We start from the raw sequence: 22677 nt of genomic DNA, 5'->3' as shown, positions 1-22677 counted from the left end.
CCCTGGCCCAGGGGTGCGGGCCGTCCGGTCTGGCGGGATAAAGCGGTGGACGTCGTGCCGGGCGGACCCGCAGGCTGGTGCCCATGCCTCCGCTTCTCTCGCCCTATCGCGGGCTGTTCCGGCATCCGGGGACCGTGACCTTCACCCTGGGGAGCCTGGTGGCCCGCTTTCCGATGGGGATGCTGTCGCTGGCGGCGATCCTGATGGTGCAGCGGGCGTACGGTTCCTACGCCCTGGCGGGAGCGGTCGCCGCCACCGGGCTGGTGGCCACCGCCGTGCTGGGGCCCGCGCTGGCCCGGCTGGTGGACCGGTACGGCCAGACCCGGGTCGCCCGGCCGGCCGCCGTCCTCACCTTCGCCGCCGCCACGGGCCTGGTGCTGTGCGTACGGTACGAGGCGCCGCTGTGGACCCTGTTCGGCTGTCAGGCAGCCACCGGCCTGGCGCCCCAGGTCGGGGCCATGGCCAGGGCCCGGTGGAACCACCTGCTCAGGGCGGACCCCCGGGCCCGGCACACCGCCAACTCCCTGGAGCAGGCGGCCGACGAACTGTGCTTCCTCAGCGGGCCGGTACTCGCCACCTGGCTGTGCGTCTCCCTGTTCCCCGAGGCCGGAACCCTGGTCGCGGGGGTGCTCCTCCTCGGGGGCACCCTGCTGTTCTGCGTACCCCGGCACACCGAACCGGTCCCCCAGTTCGCCGGCCGGCAGGGGTTCCGACTGCCGGGGCTGGGCGGGCTGTTGGTCACCTTCGTCGCGACCGGGGCGATCTTCGGCAGCATGGAGGTGGTGACCGTGGCCTTCGCCGACGAGCAGGGCCAACGGGCCTGGGCGGGGCCGGTGTTGGCCTGCCAGGCCCTCGGGTCGGGGCTCGCCGGGCTGGCGTTCGGTTCCCTGCGGCTGGGCGGCACCGCCCGGGCCAGGTTCCCGCTGTGCGTGACCGCCATGGCCGTACTGATGACCCTGCCCTGGCTGGCCAGCCTCAGTGACGACCTGACCCTGGTGGCGCCGGCCCTGCTGGTCGCCGGGATGGCCACCGCGCCCACCATGGTGACCGCGATGACCCTGGTGCAGGACACCGTGCCGACCTCCCGCCTCAACGAGGGCATGACGCTGACCGGTACCGCCCTGTTGTGCGGGGTGGCGGGCGGTTCGGCCCTGGGGGGCTGGTCGAGCGAGACCCAGGGCCCGGGCCTGGCCTACGGTCTGCCGCCGCTGGCGGCGGCCCTGGCGGCACTGATCGCCTGGACCACCGGGGGCCGGGACCGCCGCTCCACGGTCAGCCCGCCGCGCCGCCTCCCGCCGCGCCCCCGCTGGCGATCGCGCCCACGGCCGCGGACTTCGCCTGTGCCAGCGCCTTCTCCAGCGCCGGACCGGCCGGACCGGTCCGTGACGCCAGTTCGACGATCCTCGGACGGTTGTGACGGAGTTCCTTCCGACCGCAGATAGTGCGGATCTCCGCCAGGGCGGCCAGCGCGCCCAGGGCGGCGGCACGGTCGTCGATGTCCTTGACCGGGCGGGATCCCTTGACTACCTCGATCGTCTGCTTCTGGAGCGCCTCCACCATGGCCACGTCGGTGACGGTCTCCTGGTCGGACAGCAGGGCCCGGGAGTTGACCTTGATCAGTCCGGCGCTCTCCAGCTGGTCGCGTACCTGTCGGGAGGTGCCCTTCCGGTCCCTGGTGATCCAGCTCTTCCAGTTGCGGGAACGCCGGTCGGCGATGGAGGCCAGCACCCCGTCCAGCACCGGGTCGCCGGTGCGGTGGTCGCCCACCACCTCGGGCTTGCGGTCGTGGTCGCGCAGGGCACCGCGTTGGATGAGGTCGGCCAGCACGGCGGCACGGATGCCGTGGTCGAAGCCCTGGTGCTGGCGTATGCGGCCCTTGTCCGGGTCGTAGGCCAGCAGGTACAGCTGGGCCGGCAGGCTGTCGGGATACTTGCTGTTCGGTGAGTGTTGCGGCATGTGGCCACCCTAAGAGGGCTGAGCGGAATCGACACCGCCTCTTCATTGACTCGGAACTCCCGCGCGAAAGCCGCCAATCCGAACGAAACGGAAGATAGTTTGGGTCGCCCGCCCCCGCACTGGAGGAAGCGATGCCCGCACAGGACACCCCACGAGACTTCACCGGTCTCCGCGCCCTGTACATCAACTGCACCCTCAACCGCTCACCCCAGCTCAGCCACACCCAGGGTCTGGTGGACCGCAGCGCGGCCGTGATGGAACGCAACGGCGTGGAGGTCGACCAGATCCGTGCCGTGGACCACGACATCGCCGTGGGTGTCCGGCCGGACATGACCGAGTACGGCGCCGAGAGCGACGAGTGGCCGGCCCTGCTCCAGCGCGTACTGGCCGCCGACATCCTGGTGCTGGCCGGACCGATCTGGCTCGGGGACAACAGCTCGGTGACCCGGAGGGTGATCGAGCGGCTCTACGGCTACTCCGGCGTCCTCAACGACAAGGGGCAGTACGCCTACTACGGGCGGGTCGGCGGCTGTCTGCTCACCGGCAACGAGGACGGCGTCAAGCACTGCTCGATGAGCATCCTCTACTCCCTACAGCACATCGGCTACACCATCCCCCCGCAGGCCGACGCCGGCTGGATCGGCGAGGTCGGACCGGGCCCCTCCTACCTCGACCCCGGTTCCGGCGGCCCGGAGAACGACTTCACCAACCGCAACGTCAGCTTCATGGCGTACAACCTGATGCACCTGGCCGCGCTGCTGCGCGACCAGGGCGGCATCCCCGCGTACGGCAACCAGCGGGCGCGGTGGGAGGCCGGCTGCGACCCCGGCCACGCCAACCCCGAACACCGCTGACCCCGCGCAGGGACCAGCGCGGGCAGCCGGGCACACGACAACACGAAGGCGGGGTGCCCCTCGATGGAGAGGGCACCCCGCCTTCGACGGGAAGTGGAGATGGCGGGAATCGAACCCGCGTCCAACGGTGCGGAGCCAGGGCTTCTCCGAGTGCAGTCCGCTGCGATTTTCTCGGCCCCGGAGATCACGCGGACAAGTCTCCGACGGGCTCAGTCACTGTGAGATGTCCCGGCAGGCCCCGTGACCGGGCCTACTCGGTGAGTCCCCTAGCTGATGCCAGTGACCGGGTCGGGAACATCCCCGGGCTGACACTTCGCAGGTCGCTACTTAGGCAGCGAGGGCGAAGGAATCGCGCTTGGTATCGGCGATTATTTTTTTGCGACACATGGTTAACGAGATCATTGCCGCTTCCTCGACTCGCTTCCCCTGCCTCGACAACCGCTGTCGAAACCGATCATCCCCATGTTGAGTTGAGAAACCCGCACGGCCGGCGACGGCCGCGAGGTCCATGGTACGCATACCACTCGCACCCTGGCCAACGCATTGTCAGCCGGTCGCATTCCCGCGCCCGACCGACACCGCCCGACGCTCCCCGACGACCCCTCGCCCCGCGAGCGACCCGTGCCGGAGGCCGGCCCTCAGGCCCGCTGCTTGCGACGGACCGCCGCGATCACCCGCTCCGCCTCCCGGCGGTCCTGCTTCTCCCGCAGCGTCTGGCGCTTGTCGTACTCCCGCTTGCCCTTGGCCAGGGCGATCTCCACCTTGGCCTTGCCGTCCCGGAAGTACAGCTCCAGCGGAACGAGGGTGTGGCCGCTCTCCTGGGTCTTGCCGATCAGCCGGTCGATCTCCGCCCGGTGCAGCAGCAGCTTCCGTTTGCGACGTGCGCTGTGGTTGGTCCAGGTCCCCTGGGCGTACTCGGGGATGTGCACGTGGTGCAGCCACACCTCACCACCGTCCACCTGCGCGAAGCCGTCGGCCAGTGAGGCCCGGCCCTGACGCAGCGACTTGACCTCGGTGCCCGTCAGCACGATCCCGCACTCGTAGGTGTCCAGGATGAGGTAGTCGTGCCGCGCCTTCTTGTTGCGCGCGATGATCTTGCGCCCCGTCTCTTTAGCCATAGCCGGGACATTGTCGCACCACGCCGGGGGGTGAAGGCGAGCCGATTACCGCGAGCCTCAGGGCCGGGCGGCGAGCCCGCCCAGCACCTGCCGCCCCTTGTGCTCCGTCCGGTCCGGCCCCCCGGGGACCAGCAGGTCCGGGAGCAGCCCCTGCCCCTCCAGCCGGCGGCCGTTGGGGGTCGCGTAGTCCCCCACCGTCAGCTCGGCCACCGAACCGTCCTCCAGGGTGTGCGGGATCTGCACGGTGCCCTTGCCGAAGGTGCGCGTACCGACGACCACCGCGCGGCGACGGTCCTGGAGGGCGCCGGCCAGCAGTTCGGCCGCGCTCATGGTGCCGCCGTCCACCAGCACCACCACCGGGGTCGTGGTGTCCCCGCCACCGTCCACGCTCAACGACCGCTGCTGGCCGTTGGCCTCGTAGGTGCCCAGCAGACCGGAGTCCAGCAGGGCGGAGGCGGCGGTCACGCTCTCGGTGAGCAGCCCACCGCTGTTGCCCCGCAGGTCCAGCAGCAGCCCGCTGCCCCGGGGGATCTCACGGACCGCGTCCCGCACCCGCTGGCCGGTCCCCTTGGTGAAGGAGCTGACCCGCAGGTGCACGGTGCCCGGAACACTGCGGTCCACGGTCACCGAGGGGGTACGCAGCTTGGCCCGGCGCAGGGTGCTCTCCCAGGTGCGGCCGTCACGGCTGAGGCGCAGCTCCACACTGGTGCCCGGCGCCCCGTCCCGCAGTCGGGCCACCACCTCGGTGACCGGGGCACCGGTGACCTTCTTGTCGTTGACGGCCCGCAGACGGTCGCCGGTACGGACACCGGCCCGTTCGGCGGGGGATCCCCGACGTACCCGCTCCACCGTCATCGGTTGGTCGCCCGCGCGTCCGTCGGCGCGCACCGAGATGCCCACGCCGACGTACTCGCCCTTGAGGCTGCGCTTGAGGCCCTCGTACTCCCGGGCCGAGTAGGCGGCCGACCAGCGGTCACCGCTGCGGCTGACCAACTCCTGGGCCCCGTCCGGCCCTTGGCGTCCGGCGCGGTCGTCCCTCAGGGGCGTGCCGGCACGGTGGGGAACGGGGTCGGAGTCGACGGCAGCGGCCTCGCCGGTGCGGCTGAAGGAACCAGCGGCGGCTCCGGTGGCCAGCACCCCGGCGAAGACCAAAGTCAGGGCCGCCCCGCGGCCCAGGCTACGGGGCGGCATGGAAGACCAGTGGTCTGACATATCGCGGAGTCTAGGACAGAAACGGCCGCTGTACGGCGAGTTGACCGTTCCTCTCCCGCGTCCTTCGTCACACCTTCAGGTACTTGCGGAGTGTGAAGAAGGCCGCGATCCCCGGCATCAGCACGCCCACCGCCACGATCAACGGCAGTACGTTGACCACCGCGTCCCAGCCGATGAAGTTGATCAGGACGATCTTCTCCTGCAACCAGCTGTCGATGAGCAGGGCCTTCCCACCGATCAGCAGCAGGCAGGCGAACCCGGCTCCGATCAGCCCGGCGATGGCCGCCTCCAGGATGAAGGGCATCTGGATGTAGAAGCTGGAGGCGCCGACCAGCCGCATGATGCCGGTCTCCCGCCTTCGGCTGAACGCCGAGACACGCACCGTGTTGACGATCAGCAGCAGGGCAACCACCAGCATCAGCGCCATCACGCAGAGTGCCGCGATGTTCATGCCGTTGAGCAGGTTGAACAGGTTCTCCAACAGACTTCGTTGGTCCTGGACCTCCTGCACCCCCTGTCTGCCGGAGAACGCGGTCTGGAGCACCTGGTACTTGGTGGGGTCCTCAAGCTTGACGCGGAAGGACTCCTGCATCTGGTCGGCGGTCAGGGAGTCGGCGAGCGGGGAGTCCTTGAACTGCTCCTGGTAGTGCTTGAACGCCTCCTCGCTGGACTCGTAGTAGACCTTGTCCACCACGTCCAGTTCCTTCAGGTCGCCCTGGATCTCCTTCTTCTGCTCCTGGGTCACGGCGCCCTTGGAGCAGTTGGGATCGGACTTGGCGTCGTTCTTGTTGCACAGGTAGATCGACACCTGGACCTTGTCGTACCAGTAGCCCTTCATGGTGTTGACCTGCTCCCGCGCCAGCAACGAGCCACCGGCCAGGGCCAGGGACAGCGCGACGGAGACGATCACCGCGAAGGTCATCGTGAGATTGCGGCGGAGACCGACGCTGATCTCCGACAGTACGAACTGGGCGCGCATGGCGTCCTTTCCGAAGAGTGGGGAGCGGTGGAGCGGTGCGGCCCCGGTCAGTCCACGAGGACGGCGGACGGCCGGGGACTCGCCGTACGGCGTGACTCAGTGCTGGTATCCGTAGACACCGCGTGTCTGGTCCCGTACGAGGCGGCCGTTCTCCAGCTCGATCACACGCTTGCGCATCTGGTCCACGATCTGCTGGTCGTGGGTGGCCATGATCACGGTGGTGCCGGTGCGGTTGATGCGGTCCAGCAGCTTCATGATGCCGACGGAGGTCTGGGGGTCCAGGTTTCCGGTCGGCTCGTCGGCGATCAGCAGCATGGGGCGGTTGGCGAACGCCCGGGCGATGGCCACCCGCTGCTGCTCACCACCGGACAGTTCCCCAGGCATCCGGTCCTCCTTGCCGGACAGGCCCACCAGGTTGAGGACCTCGCCGACGGTCTTGCGGATCTGCCCACGGGACTTGCCGATGACCTCCAGGGCGAAGGCCACGTTCTCGCCGACCGTCTTGTTGGGGAGCAGGCGGAAGTCCTGGAAGACGGTGCCCAGTTGGCGCCGCAGCTGGGGGACCTTCCAGTTGGACAGTCGGGCCAGGTCCTTGCCGAGGACATGGACGGACCCGTGGCTGGCGCGCTCCTCGCGCAGCACCAGCCGGAGGAAGGTGGACTTGCCGGAACCGGACGAGCCCACCAGGAACACGAACTCGCCCCGTTCGATCTCCAGCGAGACGTCACGGAGTGCGGGACGGTTCTGCTTGGGGTAGGACTTGGAGACGTTGTCGAATCGGATCACGGATACACCACGTCGACCTGGGTAGGGCTTCGGAAGCCTGGCTTTGGCTCCCCGTCAGTGGGGCGACCTTACGCGAACGGCTCCGGGAGTCGTAGTCAAGGCCCCTTTCCCTCCGCGACAGCCCCCGGACACACCCCCACGGAACCGGCATCGCGGGCCTTTCGCCCTGGTTCTTCCCGGCTTTCTGCACCCCGCCCCAAGACCTGGCACAGTGGAGTCACGGACGGTGCGACGCGGGGTGCTTCCGGGTACACCGTGACCAGGACCGTTCCCGTGGGGTCGCGAGGACCCCGGGGGCGAACCGCCCCGCGAGACGACCCGGCGAGGGAGGAGAACCGCATGACGTGCGACCGACTGGTGTGCGCACACTGCGCGGGCCCCGTGTCCGAGGGTCGTTGCCCGGTGTGCCGGGCCGAACGCGCCCGGTATCAGGAGGGGTTCCGAGGGGTCAGCGCCACCGCCCTGGCCGCGCTGCTGACCGCGATCCTGGCGGTCGCCCTGGTCGCCCAGCGCCTGTCCGTGGCCTGAACCCGAGCCGCCGTCCCCGAGCCCGCTGGACCCGCTGCGAGGTGACGCGTCCGGCATCGCCTTCCTCCGCCCGGTACGGGCGACTGACCACCCGGACATGACGAGGGGCCAGAGCGCTCTCAGCGCTCCGGCCCCTGTCACATACCGCCCCGTTCCCGGGCCAGGACGTCACCCGGGTCAGGACGTGGACGTACCGCTCAGGCGGCCGTACGACGGTTGATCATGCGCGGCATCAGGCGGAAGCCGACACCACCCGCGATCATCGTCGCGGCGCCGATCAGCAGGAAGGCGGTCTCGGACGAACCGGTGTCGGCCAGCTCCTCCTTGTCGCCGGCCGGCCGCTGTCCGGTGTCGCCACCGGTGTTGCCGCCGTTGGTGCCGGTGCTGCCACCGTTGGTGCTCTGGGAGCCGCCGTCGTCGCCGCCGGTGTCGCCACCGATGGTGGCCGGCTCCTCGCCGCCCACGGTGCCGTCCTCGCCGCCGATGCCGCCGTCGTCACCACCGGAGTCGCCCCCGTCGCTGCCGCCGTCGGAGCCCTCGGAGCTACCGCCGTCAGTGCCTTCGGAGCTGCCACCGTCGTCACCACCGGTGTCGCCACCCGTGTTGCCGCCGTCGGTGCCCTCGGAGCTGCCGCCGTCGTCGCCGCCGGTGTTCCCACCGGTGTCGCCGCCGTTGTCACCACCCGTGTCGCCACCGGTGTTCCCGCCGTCGGTGCCCTCGGAGCTACCGCCGTCGTCACCTCCGACGGTTCCCTCGGTGTCACCGCCGATGGTGCCCTCGGTGTCGCCACCGGAGTCACCGCCGGTCTCGCCACCGGTTTCGCCACCGGAGTCACTGCCTCCGATGAGCCCACCGATGAGGCCGCCCAGGAGACCGTCGCCAGACTTCTCCGCCTTGGAGGAGGAGCCGCTGTCAACGGCCTGTGCGGCACCCGCGGCGGTGAGAGAGGCCCCCACGACGAACACCGAGGCCGCGGCGACCCGCGCGACCCGAAGTCGCGTCTTGGAATTGGTCATCTGCCAACTACCCCCATTAGGTTTTTGCTATGGCATGCCAAGCGTGCAGCTTTCCCAGTTTCCGGTGCAGCGTCAAGCGAGCTTCGGGGAAAGTGCCCCGTTTCAGGGGGAGTTGGCCGAGGAAGCGCGGGGAAATCCTCACTTCCCGGCCACGAACGGTCAGGGAGCGACTCAGCCGGCCTGGGTCTCCTGCTGCTTGCGCCAGCGAATCCCGGCTTCCAGGAAACCGTCCAGGTCGCCGTCCAACACCGCCTGCGGGTTGCCGACTTCGTGTTCCGTCCGCAGGTCCTTGACCATCTGGTACGGCTGGAGCACGTACGAACGCATCTGGTTGCCCCAGGAGTTGCCCCCGTCACCCTTGAGGGCGTCCATCTTCGCCTGCTCCTCCGCGCGGCGGTGGGCCAGCAGTCGGGCCTGCATCACCCTCATCGCGGCGGCGCGGTTCTGGATCTGGGACTTCTCGTTCTGGCAGGAGACGACGATCCCGGTGGGGATGTGGGTCATCCGCACCGCCGAGTCGGTGGTGTTGACCGACTGGCCACCCGGACCGGAGGAGCGGAAGACGTCGATCCGCAGCTCGTTCTCGGGGATGTCGATGTGGTCGGTCTGCTCCACCACGGGCAGCACCTCGACCCCGGCGAAGGAGGTCTGGCGACGCCCCTGGTTGTCGAAGGGGGAGATACGCACCATCCGGTGGGTGCCCTGCTCCACCGAGAGCGTGCCGTAGGCGTAGGGGGCCTTCACCGCGAAGGTGGCCGACTTGATGCCCGCCTCCTCCGCGTAGGAGATGTCGAACACCTCGGTCGGGTATCCCCGGGACTCGGCCCACCGCAGGTACATCCGCATCAGCTGCTCGGCGAAGTCGGCGGCGTCGATCCCGCCGGCCTCGGCACGGATGTTGACCATCGCCTCCCGGGGGTCGTACTCCCCGGACAGCAGGGTCCGCACCTCCAGCTCGTCCACGGTCTTGCGCACCGAGGTCAGCTCGGCCTCGGCCTCGGCCCGCGCGTCGGCGTCGTCCTCGGACTCGGCCAGCTCGAACAGCACCTCCAGATCGTCGATCCGGCCCCTGATCTCCTCGGCCTTGCGCAGCTGCCCCTGGAGGACGGACAACTTGCTGGTGACCTTCTGGGCGTGCTCCACGTCGTCCCACAGCGTGGGAGACGCGGCCTGCTCCTCCAGCTCGGCGATCTCGGACCGCAACCTGTCCAGGTCCAGGACGGCCTCGATCGACTCCATGGTGGAGGAGAGGGACTTCAGCTGTTCGGATACGTCGACGACTGCCACGGCTCCAGCCTAACGGCTGCGCCGACGGGCTCTACCCCCGTGCCGGCACCGACGGTCGTACGCCCTGCTCCACACCGGCCGGGCGCCCGGCGCCCTCGTCCTCCTTCTCCCCGAAGGCCATCCAGGAGCCCAGCCCCAGGGCGACCAGTACCGCCGCGACCACTCCCAGCCGCACCCGGCGCCTCCTCAGCTCGGCCGCCCGGTGCCGCGCGGAGCCGGGGCGCTGCTGCCCGCTGGCCCTGGGGGTACGGGCGGTGCCGTGGGCGCCACCGGCCAGTTCGTCGGCTCCGGGGACCCTCATGCTGGTGTGGGTGTCCCGGTTGGAGTCCGGCGCGTGCCCGGGCACCAGGGAGACCGCGCCGGGGCGTTCCCCCCGGGGCGCCGCCTCGCCCGGGGCGGGGGCCACGGGAGCCGGAGCCGGTTCGGCCGGCGCCTCCAGGGCGGGGTCCAGGTCGTCGATGTCCAGGGGGGGCATCCCCTCCAGCTCGGGGAGCATCTCCCGCAGCCGGGTGCTGAGTTCGGCGGCCCGCAGCCGGGAAGCCGGCGCCTTGGCCAGGCACTGGTGGATCAGCCGCCACAGTTCGTCCGGGACTCCGGGGAGCGGGGCGACCGCCTCGGTGACGTGGCGGCGCAGTACGGCGCCGGGGTGGCCGCCGCCGAACGGGGTGAACCCGGCCAGGAGTTCGTACAGCACGGTGGCCAGGGCGTAGATGTCGACGGAGGCGCGGGGAGGCAGGCCCTCGACCAGTTCGGGGGCCAGGTAGTCGGGGGTGCCGATGATGCGGCTGGCCCGGCTGCGGCTGGGCGAGTCGATCAGCTTGGCCACCCCGAAGTCGGTCAGCAGTGCCGGGGGCGCGTCCCCGGGGCCGGGGGCGGCCTGGGAGTCGAGCAGGACGTTCTCGGGCTTGACGTCCCGGTGGACGACCCCGGCCCGGTGGGCCTCGGCCAGGGCGTCGGCGACGTCGGCCACCACCGCGACGGCGGTGGCCGGGGCCAGCCGGCGGTCCCGTTCCAGCCGGGTGCGCAGGTCGGTACCGCGCACCAGGTCCATCACCAGGGCGAGTTCGGTGCCGTCCACCACCAGGTCGTGGACGCCGACCACCCGGGGGTGGCTGAGGGACAGCAGCACGTCCCGCTCCCGTACGAAGCGGGTGACCAGTTCCTGGTCGCCGGCGAGGTCCTCGCGCAACAGCTTGATCGCGACCGGGCCCCGGGGTCCGTCACCCAGCCACACCGTGCCGGCGCTGCCCCGCCCGAGGATCTGGTGAGCGGTGTACTGACCGCCGATCTTCCGTCCCATGGCGACAAAGCTACGTGGCGGCACCCGGCTGACGGATCCCGAATGCGGTCAACTTTCACTTTCTTGAGGGAATTCGCCGGCGTTAAATCGACAAATCCCCGAACTCGCCCTGGAGAAAAGGAAGTTGGCGCGCTGATCCAGGACACCGCACCTCGGGGCGGCCCGGCCTCACTCGCTCGCGCTGCCGAGTTCCTCCATCCACTTCTTGGCCTCCGACAGCCAGTCCGTGGTGGTGTCCCACAGGCTCTTGCTCTGGTCCAGCCACTCGGGAACCGGGGTGAAGTTCCACACCAGCACCAGGATGACCACCACCAGCAGGATCATCACCAGACACCCCTTGAGGCAGCCCAGCCCCGGGATGCGGGTGGGGTTGGCGCTGCGCTGACGCGGCTGGCGCGGTTCCCTCTGGGGGCGCTGCGGCCTCGGCTCGTACCGGGGCTGCTGGGGTGGGGACGGCTGGGGCTCGTAGTGCTGCACCGGCCGCTGGCCGTACTGCTGCGGATACGACTGCTGGTACTGCTGCTGCTGTTGGCGGGGCCGCTGTTGCTGCTGGGGGCGCTGCCGCTGTGGCCGCCGGCGCAGCGGGTCCAACTGCGGGTCCACCGGCTGCACCTGGGTCTGCTCGTTGCGGTCCCGGGCCGCGCTCATCTGGCTCGCCCAGGGATGCGGCCCGGCCTGCTGGGGCGGCTCCCCGGGCACCGGGGGCATCACCCGCGTCGCGTTGGCGTCGTCGCCCGGGGGGTTCGGCGTTCCCGAACCACTGCCCTGGGGCAGCACGCTGGTGGCGTCCGGGTCGGTGGCCCCGGTCCGGGGCATCGCCCGGGTGGGCTCGGCGTCAGGGTTGCCGCTGCCGTGCGGCAGGGCCTGGGTGGACTCGCTGTCCGGTACCGAGGTCGGCGCCGGGTCGGGGGCCAGCATCGCGGCCACCCCCATGGCGGCGGCAGCTTGCTGGGCGGTGGCCCGCGCGCCGACACCCCCGGCGACGGTACGCAGCGCCCGCGCCAGGTTGACGGCGCTGGGCCGCTGCTCCGGGTCCTTGCTGAGGCAGCGCTCGATGACCGTCCACAGGGGCTCCGGCACGCCCTGGGGGCGGGGCGGGGGCTCGGACAGGTGGCGCTGGAGCACCTGGAGGGAGGAGTCCCCGGTGAACGGCGGGTTGCCGGTGATGACCTCGTACAGCAGGATGCCGGCGCCGTAGATGTCCACGGCGGAGGTCTGCGGCCGGCCCTCGGCGGACTCGGGGGCGACGTAGGCCGGGGTGCCGACGAACTGGTCGGCACGGGTCAGGCCCGGGGAGTCCGCGAGGCGGGCGATGCCGAAGTCGGTGAGCATCGGGCGCATGGCGCCGCTCTGGTCGCTCACTCCGGCCAGCAGCACATTGGCCGGTTTCAGATCCCGGTGGACGATCCCGTCGGCGTGACTGGCGGCGAGGGCGTCGGCGACCTGCGCGGTGAGCAGGGCGGCGGCCACCGCGGAGAGGGGACCGTTCTCACGCAGGTAGCGGTGCAGGTCGGGACCGTCGATCAGGTCCATCACCAGGGCCAACAGGTCGCCCTCGACGACCAGGTCCCGGGTGCGGACGATGTTGGGGTGGGTGAGCCGCAGCAGCACCGAGCGTTCCTGGAGGAAGCGCATCACCACGTCGGGGTCGTGCGCCAACTCCTCCTTGAGCACCTTGATGGCCACCGGCTCGCCGGCCGGCACCCCCTCGGGCGTGCTCTCCCCTGGTGGGGCCCCCTGCCGGGCGCGCCAGACGGTGCCCGTGGCGCCGCGTCCGAGCGGCTCCTCAAGGAAGTACTTGCTGCCTACCGGCCGCACGTCATGCGCTCCCTGGTCTCGTACTGCAATCCCACTCGGTCCCGCTCACTGTACGGGGCTCCCGCAAGCCTTCCACCGGCCTCGGTGACGTGAACAGGCGGGGTGGTGGGCGGGCGACGGACTCCGGCCGCGAGCCGGCCAGGGCCGTGTCCGAAGGGACGTTCATGGTGGGCCACCGGGTTCCCCCGGTGACGTGTCCGAGACAGATCACGCCCGACGTACCGGTGGCGGTGACCGCTTTTCGTTCGCTGGTGAGAGAACCGTGACCGAAGAGCGAACACCCCGGATTCCGTCCAAGATCGGTAAGCTCTGGGCCCGGCCGACTGTGGGCACCGGGTGGCAGGATGCCCACAGCACCCAGGACCAGGACGGCTCACCGAGCCGCCCCGGCGGGGTCCGCCACAGCTCCAGACCGGGAAGAGGGGACGGGGAAGGCCGATGCAGATCCGGCTCACTGTCGTGTCAGGGCCCCGTGCCGAAGGTGGCGCGGCCAGCGACGTACTGGTGACGGCACCGGCGGGCACCCCGATGAGCGCGGTCCTGCGCTCGCTGCGCTCGGCCCTGCCCAGCTCCCTCCCGGCACCCCAGGACTCCCCCGAGTCCCCCGCCTCGGCGGACACCACCCCGGTGTACGTCGGACGGCGGCGACTGGACCCGGACCGCCAACTGCTGGGCGAACCGCCCCTGTTGGAAGGCGCCCTGCTGTCCCTGCACGCCCCCTCGCCCCCCACCGCCCTCGCCGATCCGGGGGCCGCCCTGACCGCGTACGGCGCGGCCAAGGCCCGGCTACGGGTGGTGGCCGGACCGGACGCCGGAGGGGTGCACCTGCTCCAGGGGGGCCGGGTGCTGCTCGGGCGCAGCGCCGACGCCGACGTACCCCTGGACGACCCCGACGTGTCCCGGTTGCACTGCGCCATCACCGTCTCCGGCGAGGGCGCGGCCACCGTGATCGACCTCGGCTCCACCAACGGCACCACCCTGGACGGCGTACCGGTGGGCGACAGCCCCCGCCCCTTCCGCCCGGGCGCGACCCTGCGGCTGGGCCAGTCCGCGCTGCGGCTCGCGGAGTTGAGCCCCCGCCCTACGGCCCCCGGCGCACCGCCCGAGGACACCGTCACCCGGGCCCGGGCCGTGGTCCTGCCCAGCCTGCCGAACAGCCCCGACGGCGAGGGCCGCCTGGTGGTACGGCTGTCCGGGGCCGGCGCCTCGCCCCAGGGGTCCGAACCGGCATCCGGCCCCGACCCGCACTCCCCCGCGTCCGAGCCCCCACCGGAGCCGCCCCGAACTCCGCGGTACCCGCCAGGGCGCCAGCCCCAGCGGCAACCGCCCCGGGGCCAGACCGTGCGCGGGCTGGGCGGCACCGACCTGGAGCCATCCGAGGAGCGCCCGCGCGCCCGGGGGTTGGGCTCCTGGGCCCGCCGTATCGCCGGGGGGCGCCCCCCGGAGGGCGGGACCGTACCGGCCTCCGCCCGGCCGGAGCCGGAACCGGTCCCCGAACCCGAGCACCCGCGCTGGCCGGACCCGGCCACCCTGCTGCTGACCGCACTGGGCCCCGGGCCCCGACTGTGGGAGCGGGGGGTGGGCCACCCCGACGCGTTGACGCTGCGGCTGGGCCACCTCACCCCGCCCCGGGGGCCGGCCGAACCCCTGCTGGTGGACCTGGCCCGGGACGGTTCGCTGGGGGTGGCCGGCCCGAGGCCCCGGCTGATGTCGGTGGCCAGATCGCTGCTGGCCCAACTGACCGCGCTGCACCCGCCGTCCGCCCTACGGCTGGTGCTGCTGGCCCCGGAACGCGGAGCGGTCGCGGAGTGGTCCTGGTTGGGGTGGCTTCCCCATCTGCGCCCCCGGGCGGGACAGGACTGCCGGCTGCTGCTGGCCCACGACCGTCGCCAGACCGAGGCCCGGGTCGGCGAGTTGCTGCGCGAGTTGGAGGACCGGGGCGACCATCCGCCACGGGAGGCCCCCTCGACGGTGCTGGTCGTCGACGGCGACCCGGGGACGGCGGACCTGCGGCGGCGGGTGGCCCGACTGGTGCGCGAGGGGCCGCACTCGGGAGTGCGGGCGCTCTGCCTGGGCGAGGCGCCGGCGGCCACCGCGACCAGCCCGGCCATCGAGGCCCTGCACAGGGCACGGGAGAGCTGTCCGGTGCTGCCGGACTGCACGACGGTGGCCCAGCTCAGTGGCGACGTGGCCACCTCGGTACGGCTGTACCGGTGCGGCCCGGACGGCGAGCCGGCCGCCACCCACTCCACCTCCGCCGTGGTGGACGCGGTGTCCCCGACCTGGACCGAGCGGTTCGCCCGCGCCCTGGCCCCCCTGCGGGAACCGGAGGTGCGCGAGGCCGGCGGGCTGCCCGCCGCCCGTACCGAACTCCCCCGGGGCAGCCGCCTGTTGGACGAACTGGGCCTGGCCAGGGCCACTCCCACCGCGCTGTTGGCCCGCTGGTCCGCGCCCGGCCCCGAGCACCATCCCGGACGGGCCCGGGTGGTCCTCGGGGCGGGGGTGCGCGGCCCGGTGGGGCTGGAGCTGACCCCTGGGCGCCCGCACCTGGGTATCCGTGGCCAGGCGGGTACCGGCAAGTCGGAGCTGCTGCGCGTGGTGGCCGCCTCCCTGGCGGCCGGTGAACGCCCCGGCGCCCTGGAGCTGCTGCTGGTGGACGGACGCGGCGAGAGCGAGGGGCTGGCCGGTTGCGCGGAGCTGCCCCATGTGTCGGGCCACCTGGTGGCGACCGAGCCAGGCCGGATGCGGGAGTTCGCCCAGTCGCTGAGCGGTGAACTGAAGCGCCGGGCCGCGCTGTTGGACGGGGAGCCGCTCACCGGCCCGGGCGACGAGCCGAGGGTGGTGGCGCCCCGCCGCCCCTCCGAGCCCGCCCCGACGTCGGAGGGGTCAGCCCTGGACGGGGCCGGCCTGTCCCGGCTGGTGGTGCTGGTGGACGACCTCGACATACTGCTGTCCCCCGCGCTGGGCAACCCCGGCCGCCCGGCCGCCGGATCGGTGGTGCGGGCGCTGGAGGGCGTCGTCCGGGAGGGCGCGCGACTGGGCGTTCACCTGGTGATGACGACCGGTCGCCCGGAGTTGTCGGCCGACTCCGAGGTCGCCCGGGCGGTGTCCTGGTGGGCCGATCTGAGTGCCGCTCCGGCCCCGGTGGGCCGGGGTGTGCTCAGCGGTCGCGGCGACCACTGGTCGTTCCAGGGGGCCCGGGTGACCGGTCGGATACCCCGAACGGGCACACTGCGTCCGACGGTCGTGCCCTGGGACTGGGCGCGCGCCGGGGATTCCCCCGCCCGACGACCCGTACGCGAGCTGGGCAACGGTCCGACGGACCTTGCGCTGCTGGCGAGCGCGGTGTGCCGTGCGGCGGAGTCCCAGCACAACGGCAGGTCACGGACCGGTCAAGAAGCGGGTGCCGGCCCTGACAGAGCTATTGCAGGGCCCCGCGATCCGGGCTAGGACTGTCGCACTGCAGCCACGGCGCGGCCTCACGGGGGTGATCATGGTCGCGCCACATAAATGGGGACGGTAATTCATGCACAAAAGCGGGTCTTTGGGATCTTCGTCGGCTACTTCGCGTGTCAGGCACACCGCTCTCGCCCTGGCCGCTCTGACCGCGCTGTCGCTGACCACGACAGCCTGCGGCGGTGGCGACGACGACAAGGACGGAGCCTCCGACCAGAAGGTCACGGTTAAGTTGCCCAAGCTGGACGGGCAGAAACTTCAGGTGGCCGCCGTGTGGACGGGCCCCGAGCAGAAGAACTTCCGCAAGGTCCTGGACGAGTTCGAGGAGCGCACGGGCGCCGAGGTGCAGTTCGTGCCGACCGGCGACAACGTCGCGACCTTCGTGGGCTCCAAGATCGAGGGAGGCAAGGCGCCCGACGTGGCGATGCTGCCCCAGGTGGGCGTGCTCCGGCAGTTCGCCGAGAAGGGCTGGACCAAGCCGCTGGGCGCTGACGCCAAGGCCCAGCTGACCAAGAACTTCTCCAAGGGCTGGCAGGACCTCGGCAGCCACAAGGGCAAGCAGTACGGCGTCTACTTCAAGGCCGCCAACAAGTCCCTGATCTGGTACAACACCAAGGCCCTGGAGTCCGCCGGCGTCGGCGAGTCCAAGACCTGGAAGGAGTTCCTGCAGAACTCCGCCACGATCTCGGACTCCGGCGTGCCCCCGGTCTCGGTGGGTGGCGCGGACGGCTGGACGCTGACCGACTGGTTCGAGAACGTCTACCTCTCCCAGGCCGGGCCGGAGAAGTACGACCAGCTGGCCGAGCGCAAGATCAAGTGGACCGACCCGTCGGTGAAGAAGGCTCTGACCACCCTGGGTCAGCTGTTCGGCAAGAAGCAGCTGCTGGCCGGCGGCAACAAGGGCGCCCTGCAGACCGACTTCCCGACCTCGGTGACCCAGACCTTCTCGGGCGGCGACAGCCCGAAGGCGGCCATGGTCTTCGAGGGCGACTTCGTCGGCATCAACATCCAGGACACCAAGTCGAAGATCGGCACCGACGCCAAGGTGTTCCCCTTCCCGGCGGTGGGCTCGGACTCCCCGGTGGTGACCGGTGGTGACGTGGCCGTGGCGCTGAAGAAGAGCAAGGGTGCCGAGGCCCTGATGACCTTCCTGGCGTCGACCGACGCGGCGTCCCTGTGGGCCGAGGCCGGTGGCTTCATCTCCCCCAACAAGGAGATGAAGATGTCCGCGTACCCGAACGACGTGCAGCGGGACATCGCCAAGGCCCTGATCGCGGCCGGTGACGACTTCCGCTTCGACATGTCCGACCAGGCCCCGGCCGCCTTCGGTGGCACCAAGGGCCAGGGCGAGTGGAAGGCGCTGCAGGACTTCCTGCGTAAGCCCTCCGACGTGGCGGGCGCGCAGAAGGCTCTGGAAGCAGCCGCGGCCAAGGCGTACAAGGACTGAGCCCCATGTCGTCGAATCTCCAGGTCGCCCCCGACGGGGGCGACCCCACCTCGCCTGCCGGCGAATCGGGTCCGGTGAAAGCCACACCGGCGCGCAAGGGGGTGATGGGCACCCGGCCATGGATAGCCGCCTGCTTCCTGCTGCCCGCGCTGCTCCTCCTCGGCGCGCTGGTGGTCTACCCCATCGGCTTCTCGATCGTCCGCAGCTTCTTCGACTCCTCGGGTTCCTTCAGCGGCGACCACTTCGTCGGCCTGGAGAACTACGGGGAGGTCTTCACCGACTCCAGCACCCTGACCGCGTTCAAGAACACCGCGATCTGGGTCGTGGTGGCGCCCGCGATCGCCACCTCGCTCGGTCTGATCTTCGCGGTGCTGACGGACCGCGTCCGGTGGGGCACCGCCTTCAAGTTGATCATCTTCATGCCGATGGCCATCTCCATGCTGGCCGCCGGGATCATCTTCCGGCTGGTGTACGAGCAGGAGCCGGACCGTGGTGTGGCCAACGCGATGTGGGTGTCGATCCACGACACCTTCACCGACTCCTCGGCCTGGCCGGGCGCCCGGCCTCGGCCCAACGGCGACCTGGCCGCCAACAAGGACGGGTCGTTCCTCACCAAGGACGGGGTCAACGCCGGTGACCCGGCGAACCTGCCCCTGGTAGGCGTACCGCCGAAGGACGTGGAGAAGGCCAAGCAGGCGGCCCCCGCCAAGGGGCAGACCGGAAAGGTCACCGGCACCGTCTGGCTGGACTTCTCCCCGGGCGGTGGCGGCAAGCCGGACGTGATCGACACCCAGGAGAAGGCCCTGGCCGGGATCACCGTGGAGGCGGTCAAGAGCGGCAAGGTGGTCGCCTCCACCACGACCGGTGAAGACGGGCGGTACGAGCTTCCGGCCAAGGCCGAGGGGGCGCAGCTGCGGTTGCCCGCCTCGAACTTCGCCGAGTCGTACAACGGCGTCGACTGGCTCGGCCCGACACTGGTCACCCCGTCGATCATCGCCTCGTTCATCTGGATGTGGGCGGGCTTCGCCATGGTGCTGATCGCGGCGGGTCTGGCCGGAATGCCCAGGGAACTGCTGGAGGCGGCCCGGGTGGACGGCGCCAGTGAGTGGCAGGTGTTCCGAAAGATCACCGTCCCCTTGCTGGCTCCGGTGCTCGGAGTGGTGCTGGTCACGCTGATGATCAACGTGCTCAAGGTCTTCGACCTCGTGTACATCATCGCGCCCGGCGCCACTCAGGAGGACGCCAACGTGTTGGCCCTGCAGCTGTACCTCTCGCTGTTCGGCACCGACACCAACCAGGGTCTGGGCTCGGCCATCGCCGTCATTCTGCTGCTGATGGTGGCGCCGATGATGGTGTCCAACATCCGTCGGCTGCGAAGGGAGAAGCGCCGATGAGCGTCGCTACCGACACAACGACAGTGGAGGGCGGGGCGCTTGACGCTCCGACCGGACCTCCCCGGAAGTCCTCGGCGGCGTCCCGTCTGGCCCGGCTGACCGGCAGTACGGCGGTTCGCTTCTTCCTGGTCGTCATCGGACTGCTGTGGCTGATGCCCACGGTCGGTCTGCTGACCTCCTCGTTCCGGGATCCGGCGGACATCGCCTCCTCGGGCTGGTGGACGGCCTTCGGCTCCAGCTCGTTCCCGTGGATCGTGGACCTCGGTCAGCTGACCGGGGCGAACTACGACTCCCTGCTGGGCAACGCGGCGATCACCGACTCGCTGTGGGTGACCCTGGCCATCACCATCCCCTCCACCCTGCTGGTGGTGGTGGTCGGCGCGGCGGCGGCCTACGCCTTCGCGTGCCTGGACTTCCCGGGCCGCGACTGGTGGTTCCTGCTGGTGGTCGCCCTGCTGGTGGTGCCGGTGCAGGTGGCGCTGCTGCCCGTGGCGAAGCTGTTCAACATGATGGGCATCTTCGAGACCACTCTCGGTGTGGTGCTGTTCCACACCGCGTTCGGTCTGCCGTTCGCCATCTTCCTGCTGCGCAACTTCTTCGCGGAGATCCCCAAGGAACTCCTGGAGGCGGCGCGGCTGGACGGCGCGGGCGAGGTGCGGCTGTTCTTCCGGGTGATCCTGCCCCTGGGCGGCCCGGCGATCGCCTCGCTGAGCATCTTCCAGTTCCTGTGGGTCTGGAACGACATGCTGGTGGCGTTGATCTTCGCTGACTCCGGTTCGCCACCGATGACGGTGGCGCTCCAGCAGCAGGTGCGCCAGTTCGGCAACAACATCGATCTGCTGGCGTCGGGAGCCTTCGTCTCGATGGTGATCCCGTTGGCGGTCTTCTTCGCCTTCCAGCGCCAGTTCGTGTCGGGCATGATGGCGGGCGCGGTGAAGTAGCAGCGGTGAAGTAGCACCTCACCACGCGTCGACCAGAGCGGCGGGGAACGGATTCCGTTCCCCGCCGCTTTCGTGTACCCGACGCCCGGCCGTACGACAATCCCCCGAAACGGCGAGCCCTTGGTCGACAGCTGATCGCGCGCTGGCTACCGTGACATCAGACGGACATTAGGGATGTAAGCCACAATCTTCACGGTCGAAGCCGCGCGGCCACCCAGTGTGACCGGCCGCCGGAAGACCGGAAGCGTCGGCTGACCTCCTCCGACCCCTCCTGGCTCCGACCCGTGGAAGTGCCGTGCCTCGCTTCAGCGTCATCGTCCCCGCCCACCAGGTGCAGCCCTACCTGCACGAGTGCCTGGACTCCGTTCTTCAACAGTCGTTCCGTGACCTTGAGTTGATCGCGGTCAACGACCACTCCCCCGACTCCTGCGGGGAGATCATCGACGAGTTCGCCGCGGCCGACCCTCGGGTACGCCCGGTCCACCTCCGCCAGAACGTCGGCCTCGGCCCGGCCCGCAACGCCGGCCTGGAACTGGCCACCGGCGACTACGTACTGTTCCTGGACAGTGACGACAGCCTGGCGCCCGGCTCCCTCCGCGCCATCTCCGACCGGCTGGCCGAGACCCACGACCCCCAGGTGCTGATCTACGACTACGCCCGCACCTACTGGTACCGCCGCACCACACGGAACATCCGGGCCGAGCTGCTGGAACAGCGCGACCCCCAGGTGTTCCGCCTCACCGAACGCCCGGACCTGCTGAACCTGCTGATGGTGGTCTGGAACAAGGCCTACCGCCGGGACTACGTCCTGCGCGAGGGGTTCAGCTTCCCTCCCGGCTACTACGAGGACACCCCCTGGACCTATCCCGTCCTGCTGAACGCCCACACCATCGCCACCCTGGACCGGGTCTGCGTCCTCTACCGGCAGCGACGCAACGGCAACATCCTGGGCACCACCAGCGACCGCCACTTCGACGTCTTCGACCAGTACGACCGGGTGTTCGCCCACCTCTCCACCCGCCCCGAACTCGACGTCTGGCGGGCGGTGTTGTACGACCGCATGGTCGACCACCTCACCACCATCTACAAGAGTCGCGGACGCGTACCCCGGGAGAGCAGGGCGGAGTTCTTCCGCCGCAGCCGGGACCACGCGAGGCGGTACCGGGTACCGGGCGGCGAGGGGAACGAACTGCGCGACCCGGGCAGCCTGCGGCACCTCCTGGTCCTGCTGGGCGCCCGCCGCACCTACCACGTCCTGGGTCGGGGCCGTCTCTTGACGAAACGATTCCGCAACTGGGTGCGCGCACGCCGCCGTGGAACGCGTCAGCGGGCCCTGCGCGCCTACTACGCGTACCAGCGGAAGCTACCGCTCGACCCGAACCTGGCCCTGTTCGCCGCCTACTGGAACCGTGGCTACTCCTGCAACCCCGCCGCCATCGAGGCCAAGGCGCGCGAACTGTCCCCCGGTCTCCGCACCCTGTGGGCCACCACCGAGGAGTACGCCGACACCCTGCCCGAGGAGGTCACCAGGGTGCACCCCGGCTCCTGGGCCTACTGGCGCGCACTGGCCCGGGCGAAGTACCTGGTCAACAACGTCAACTTCCCCACCGAGCAGGTCAAGCGCCCCGGCCAGGTGTACCTCCAGACCCACCACGGCACCCCGCTGAAGCACATGGGCATCGACCTCCAGGACCACCCCGCCGCCGCCGGAATGAGCTTCCGTCAGCTGCTGCGCCGGGTCGACCGCTGGGACTACAGCCTGTCCTCCAACCGGCACTCCACCCTCGTCTGGGAACGGACCTACCCCTCCCACTACACCAGCTGGGAGTACGGCTATCCCCGCAACGACGTCTTCCAGAACGCCACCGAGGAACGGGTGGCCGAGATCCGGCGCTCCCTGGGCATCCCCTCGGGCACCATGGCCCTGCTCTACGCGCCCACCCACCGTGACTACCAACGCACCCAGCACCCCCACCTGGACCCGGAGAACCTGGCCCGTGCCCTGGGCCCGGGCTTCGTCATCCTGACCCGCAGCCACTACTTCAACCGCTGCCCCGACGGTACGGAGCCGGAGGACCGGACCGGGGTGATCGACGTGTCCCGCCACCCCTCGGTGGAGGAACTCTGCCTGGCCTCCAACGCGCTGGTGACCGACTACTCCTCGCTGATGTTCGACTACGCCAACCTCGACCGGCCGATCGTGATCCTCGCCGACGACTGGGAGGCCTACCGCGCGGCCCGGGGCACCTACTTCGACCTGATGGCGACTCCCCCCGGCCTGGTGGCCCGCAGCGAGGAGGAGCTGACGGACATCTTCGCGACCTCCGCCTGGCACGGTCCCCACTCCGCACGGCTCCGGGCGGCCTTCAGGGAGCGGTTCTGCACCCTCGACGACGGACGGGCGGCCGAACGCGTGGTCCGCGCCCTGTTCCTGGACGGTCAGGACGTTCCCCCGGTGGTCCCCCTGGAGCGGCGCACCCCCGCGCCACTGCCTCCGGCCGACCGGCCCGTGGACCCCAAGCCCATCCCGGGCCCCCTCAGCGAGCGGACCGCCCAGCGACATCCGTGAACCAGTGGTACGGCCG

16 protein-coding genes, 1 other RNA gene and 1 pseudogene are annotated in these 22677 nt (G+C 70.7%); 8 read left to right on the top strand and 10 right to left on the bottom strand.

Features of this window, described 5'->3' with window-relative positions; genetic code table 11:
• The first annotated feature begins 83 nt into the window (after positions 1 to 83).
• Positions 84 to 1442: an MFS transporter gene (locus ABZT14_RS02960; protein ID WP_356295989.1), complete on the top strand. Its 1359-nt coding sequence runs from the start codon at positions 84 to 86 to the stop codon at positions 1440 to 1442.
• On the opposite strand, the pseudogene ABZT14_RS02955 reads toward ABZT14_RS02960, so the two are convergent.
• Positions 1399 to 1956 (bottom strand): annotated as a pseudogene (locus ABZT14_RS02955) (GPP34 family phosphoprotein); the annotation flags it as partial. The gene ABZT14_RS02960 and the pseudogene ABZT14_RS02955 overlap by 44 nt on opposite strands.
• A gap of 131 nt (positions 1957 to 2087) precedes the next feature.
• Between ABZT14_RS02955 and ABZT14_RS02950 the strand changes: the two are divergent.
• Positions 2088 to 2810 carry a flavodoxin family protein gene (locus ABZT14_RS02950; RefSeq protein ID WP_356295986.1) on the top strand — a complete coding sequence of 241 codons (723 nt, stop codon included), beginning with the start codon at positions 2088 to 2090 and terminating at the stop codon, positions 2808 to 2810.
• A 91-nt stretch (positions 2811 to 2901) separates the two neighbouring features.
• Here ABZT14_RS02950 and ssrA read toward each other — a convergent pair.
• The 5 genes from ssrA to ftsE all read right to left on the bottom strand — a co-directional run bounded on the left by ssrA (position 2902) and on the right by ftsE (position 6905).
• Positions 2902 to 3272, bottom strand: a transfer-messenger RNA (tmRNA) gene (gene ssrA, locus ABZT14_RS02945).
• Between the two features lie 176 nt (positions 3273 to 3448).
• Positions 3449 to 3928 (bottom strand): SsrA-binding protein SmpB, encoded by a 480-nt coding sequence (smpB, locus tag ABZT14_RS02940; RefSeq protein WP_356295983.1) that lies wholly within the window; start codon positions 3926 to 3928, stop codon positions 3449 to 3451.
• Positions 3929 to 3985: 57 nt separating this feature from the next.
• Entirely contained in the window at positions 3986 to 5140 is a 1155-nt protein-coding gene (locus ABZT14_RS02935; protein ID WP_356295981.1) for a S41 family peptidase, read from the bottom strand.
• 67 nt (positions 5141 to 5207) lie between these two features.
• A complete protein-coding gene (ftsX, locus tag ABZT14_RS02930; RefSeq protein ID WP_356295978.1) occupies positions 5208 to 6119 on the bottom strand; it encodes a permease-like cell division protein FtsX in 912 nt (303 codons plus the stop codon).
• Between the two features lie 96 nt (positions 6120 to 6215).
• Positions 6216 to 6905: a cell division ATP-binding protein FtsE gene (ftsE, locus tag ABZT14_RS02925; RefSeq protein WP_356295975.1), complete on the bottom strand. Its 690-nt coding sequence runs from the start codon at positions 6903 to 6905 to the stop codon at positions 6216 to 6218.
• Positions 6906 to 7244: 339 nt separating this feature from the next.
• Here ftsE and ABZT14_RS02920 point away from each other — a divergent pair, with 339 nt between their 5' ends.
• Positions 7245 to 7433: a hypothetical protein gene (locus tag ABZT14_RS02920; protein ID WP_356295972.1), complete on the top strand. Its 189-nt coding sequence runs from the start codon at positions 7245 to 7247 to the stop codon at positions 7431 to 7433.
• 197 nt (positions 7434 to 7630) lie between these two features.
• Here the strand turns inward: ABZT14_RS02920 and ABZT14_RS02915 are convergent, their stop codons facing one another.
• The 4 genes from ABZT14_RS02915 to ABZT14_RS02900 all read right to left on the bottom strand — a co-directional run bounded on the left by ABZT14_RS02915 (position 7631) and on the right by ABZT14_RS02900 (position 12854).
• Positions 7631 to 8449: a collagen-like protein gene (locus ABZT14_RS02915; RefSeq protein ID WP_356295970.1), complete on the bottom strand. Its 819-nt coding sequence runs from the start codon at positions 8447 to 8449 to the stop codon at positions 7631 to 7633.
• Between the two features lie 171 nt (positions 8450 to 8620).
• On the bottom strand, positions 8621 to 9736 hold the full coding sequence (gene prfB, locus ABZT14_RS02910; protein WP_356295967.1) for a peptide chain release factor 2: 1116 nt from the start codon (positions 9734 to 9736) through the stop codon (positions 8621 to 8623).
• A 31-nt stretch (positions 9737 to 9767) separates the two neighbouring features.
• Positions 9768 to 11036 carry a serine/threonine-protein kinase gene (locus ABZT14_RS02905; RefSeq protein WP_356295964.1) on the bottom strand — a complete coding sequence of 423 codons (1269 nt, stop codon included), beginning with the start codon at positions 11034 to 11036 and terminating at the stop codon, positions 9768 to 9770.
• Positions 11037 to 11204: 168 nt separating this feature from the next.
• Positions 11205 to 12854 (bottom strand): protein kinase, encoded by a 1650-nt coding sequence (locus ABZT14_RS02900; protein WP_356295961.1) that lies wholly within the window; start codon positions 12852 to 12854, stop codon positions 11205 to 11207.
• 438 nt (positions 12855 to 13292) lie between these two features.
• Here ABZT14_RS02900 and ABZT14_RS02895 point away from each other — a divergent pair, with 438 nt between their 5' ends.
• From ABZT14_RS02895 to ABZT14_RS02875, 5 genes are all read left to right on the top strand, one after another.
• On the top strand, positions 13293 to 16304 hold the full coding sequence (locus ABZT14_RS02895) for an FHA domain-containing protein (RefSeq protein WP_356295958.1): 3012 nt from the start codon (positions 13293 to 13295) through the stop codon (positions 16302 to 16304).
• A 94-nt stretch (positions 16305 to 16398) separates the two neighbouring features.
• Entirely contained in the window at positions 16399 to 17757 is a 1359-nt protein-coding gene (locus ABZT14_RS02890) for an ABC transporter substrate-binding protein (RefSeq protein ID WP_356295956.1), read from the top strand.
• 104 nt (positions 17758 to 17861) lie between these two features.
• Positions 17862 to 19151 (top strand): sugar ABC transporter permease, encoded by a 1290-nt coding sequence (locus tag ABZT14_RS02885; RefSeq protein ID WP_356297024.1) that lies wholly within the window; start codon positions 17862 to 17864, stop codon positions 19149 to 19151.
• Complete coding sequence (locus tag ABZT14_RS02880) at positions 19148 to 20092, top strand: carbohydrate ABC transporter permease (protein WP_356295953.1); 945 nt, start codon at positions 19148 to 19150, stop codon at positions 20090 to 20092. Before ABZT14_RS02885 ends, ABZT14_RS02880 begins: the two co-directional genes overlap by 4 nt.
• Positions 20093 to 20387: 295 nt before the next feature.
• Positions 20388 to 22661, top strand: coding sequence for a bifunctional glycosyltransferase family 2 protein/CDP-glycerol:glycerophosphate glycerophosphotransferase (locus tag ABZT14_RS02875; protein WP_356295950.1), 2274 nt, complete (start codon positions 20388 to 20390; stop codon positions 22659 to 22661).
• The last annotated feature ends 16 nt before the right edge of the window (positions 22662 to 22677 follow it).

Source organism: Streptomyces sp. NPDC005438 (assembly GCF_040606315.1).
Taxonomy (GTDB): Bacteria; Actinomycetota; Actinomycetes; order Streptomycetales; family Streptomycetaceae; genus Streptomyces.
The sequence above is the reverse complement of the archived record's forward strand: the minus strand, read 5'-3'. Positions and strand labels throughout refer to the sequence as shown.

Excerpts from the sequence above, each read along its gene's own strand:
- ABZT14_RS02960 (WP_356295989.1), top strand. The coding sequence starts at position 84 with ATGCCTCCGCTTCTCTCGCCCTATCGCGGGCTGTTCCGGCATCCGGGG.
- ABZT14_RS02950 (WP_356295986.1), top strand. The coding sequence starts at position 2,088 with ATGCCCGCACAGGACACCCCACGAGACTTCACCGGTCTCCGCGCCCTG.
- smpB (WP_356295983.1), bottom strand. The coding sequence starts at position 3,928 with ATGGCTAAAGAGACGGGGCGCAAGATCATCGCGCGCAACAAGAAGGCG.
- ABZT14_RS02935 (WP_356295981.1), bottom strand. The coding sequence starts at position 5,140 with ATGTCAGACCACTGGTCTTCCATGCCGCCCCGTAGCCTGGGCCGCGGG.
- ftsX (WP_356295978.1), bottom strand. The coding sequence starts at position 6,119 with ATGCGCGCCCAGTTCGTACTGTCGGAGATCAGCGTCGGTCTCCGCCGC.
- ABZT14_RS02920 (WP_356295972.1), top strand. The coding sequence starts at position 7,245 with ATGACGTGCGACCGACTGGTGTGCGCACACTGCGCGGGCCCCGTGTCC.
- ABZT14_RS02915 (WP_356295970.1), bottom strand. The coding sequence starts at position 8,449 with ATGACCAATTCCAAGACGCGACTTCGGGTCGCGCGGGTCGCCGCGGCC.
- ABZT14_RS02905 (WP_356295964.1), bottom strand. The coding sequence starts at position 11,036 with ATGGGACGGAAGATCGGCGGTCAGTACACCGCTCACCAGATCCTCGGG.
- ABZT14_RS02895 (WP_356295958.1), top strand. The coding sequence starts at position 13,293 with ATGCAGATCCGGCTCACTGTCGTGTCAGGGCCCCGTGCCGAAGGTGGC.
- ABZT14_RS02885 (WP_356297024.1), top strand. The coding sequence starts at position 17,862 with ATGGGCACCCGGCCATGGATAGCCGCCTGCTTCCTGCTGCCCGCGCTG.
- ABZT14_RS02880 (WP_356295953.1), top strand. The coding sequence starts at position 19,148 with ATGAGCGTCGCTACCGACACAACGACAGTGGAGGGCGGGGCGCTTGAC.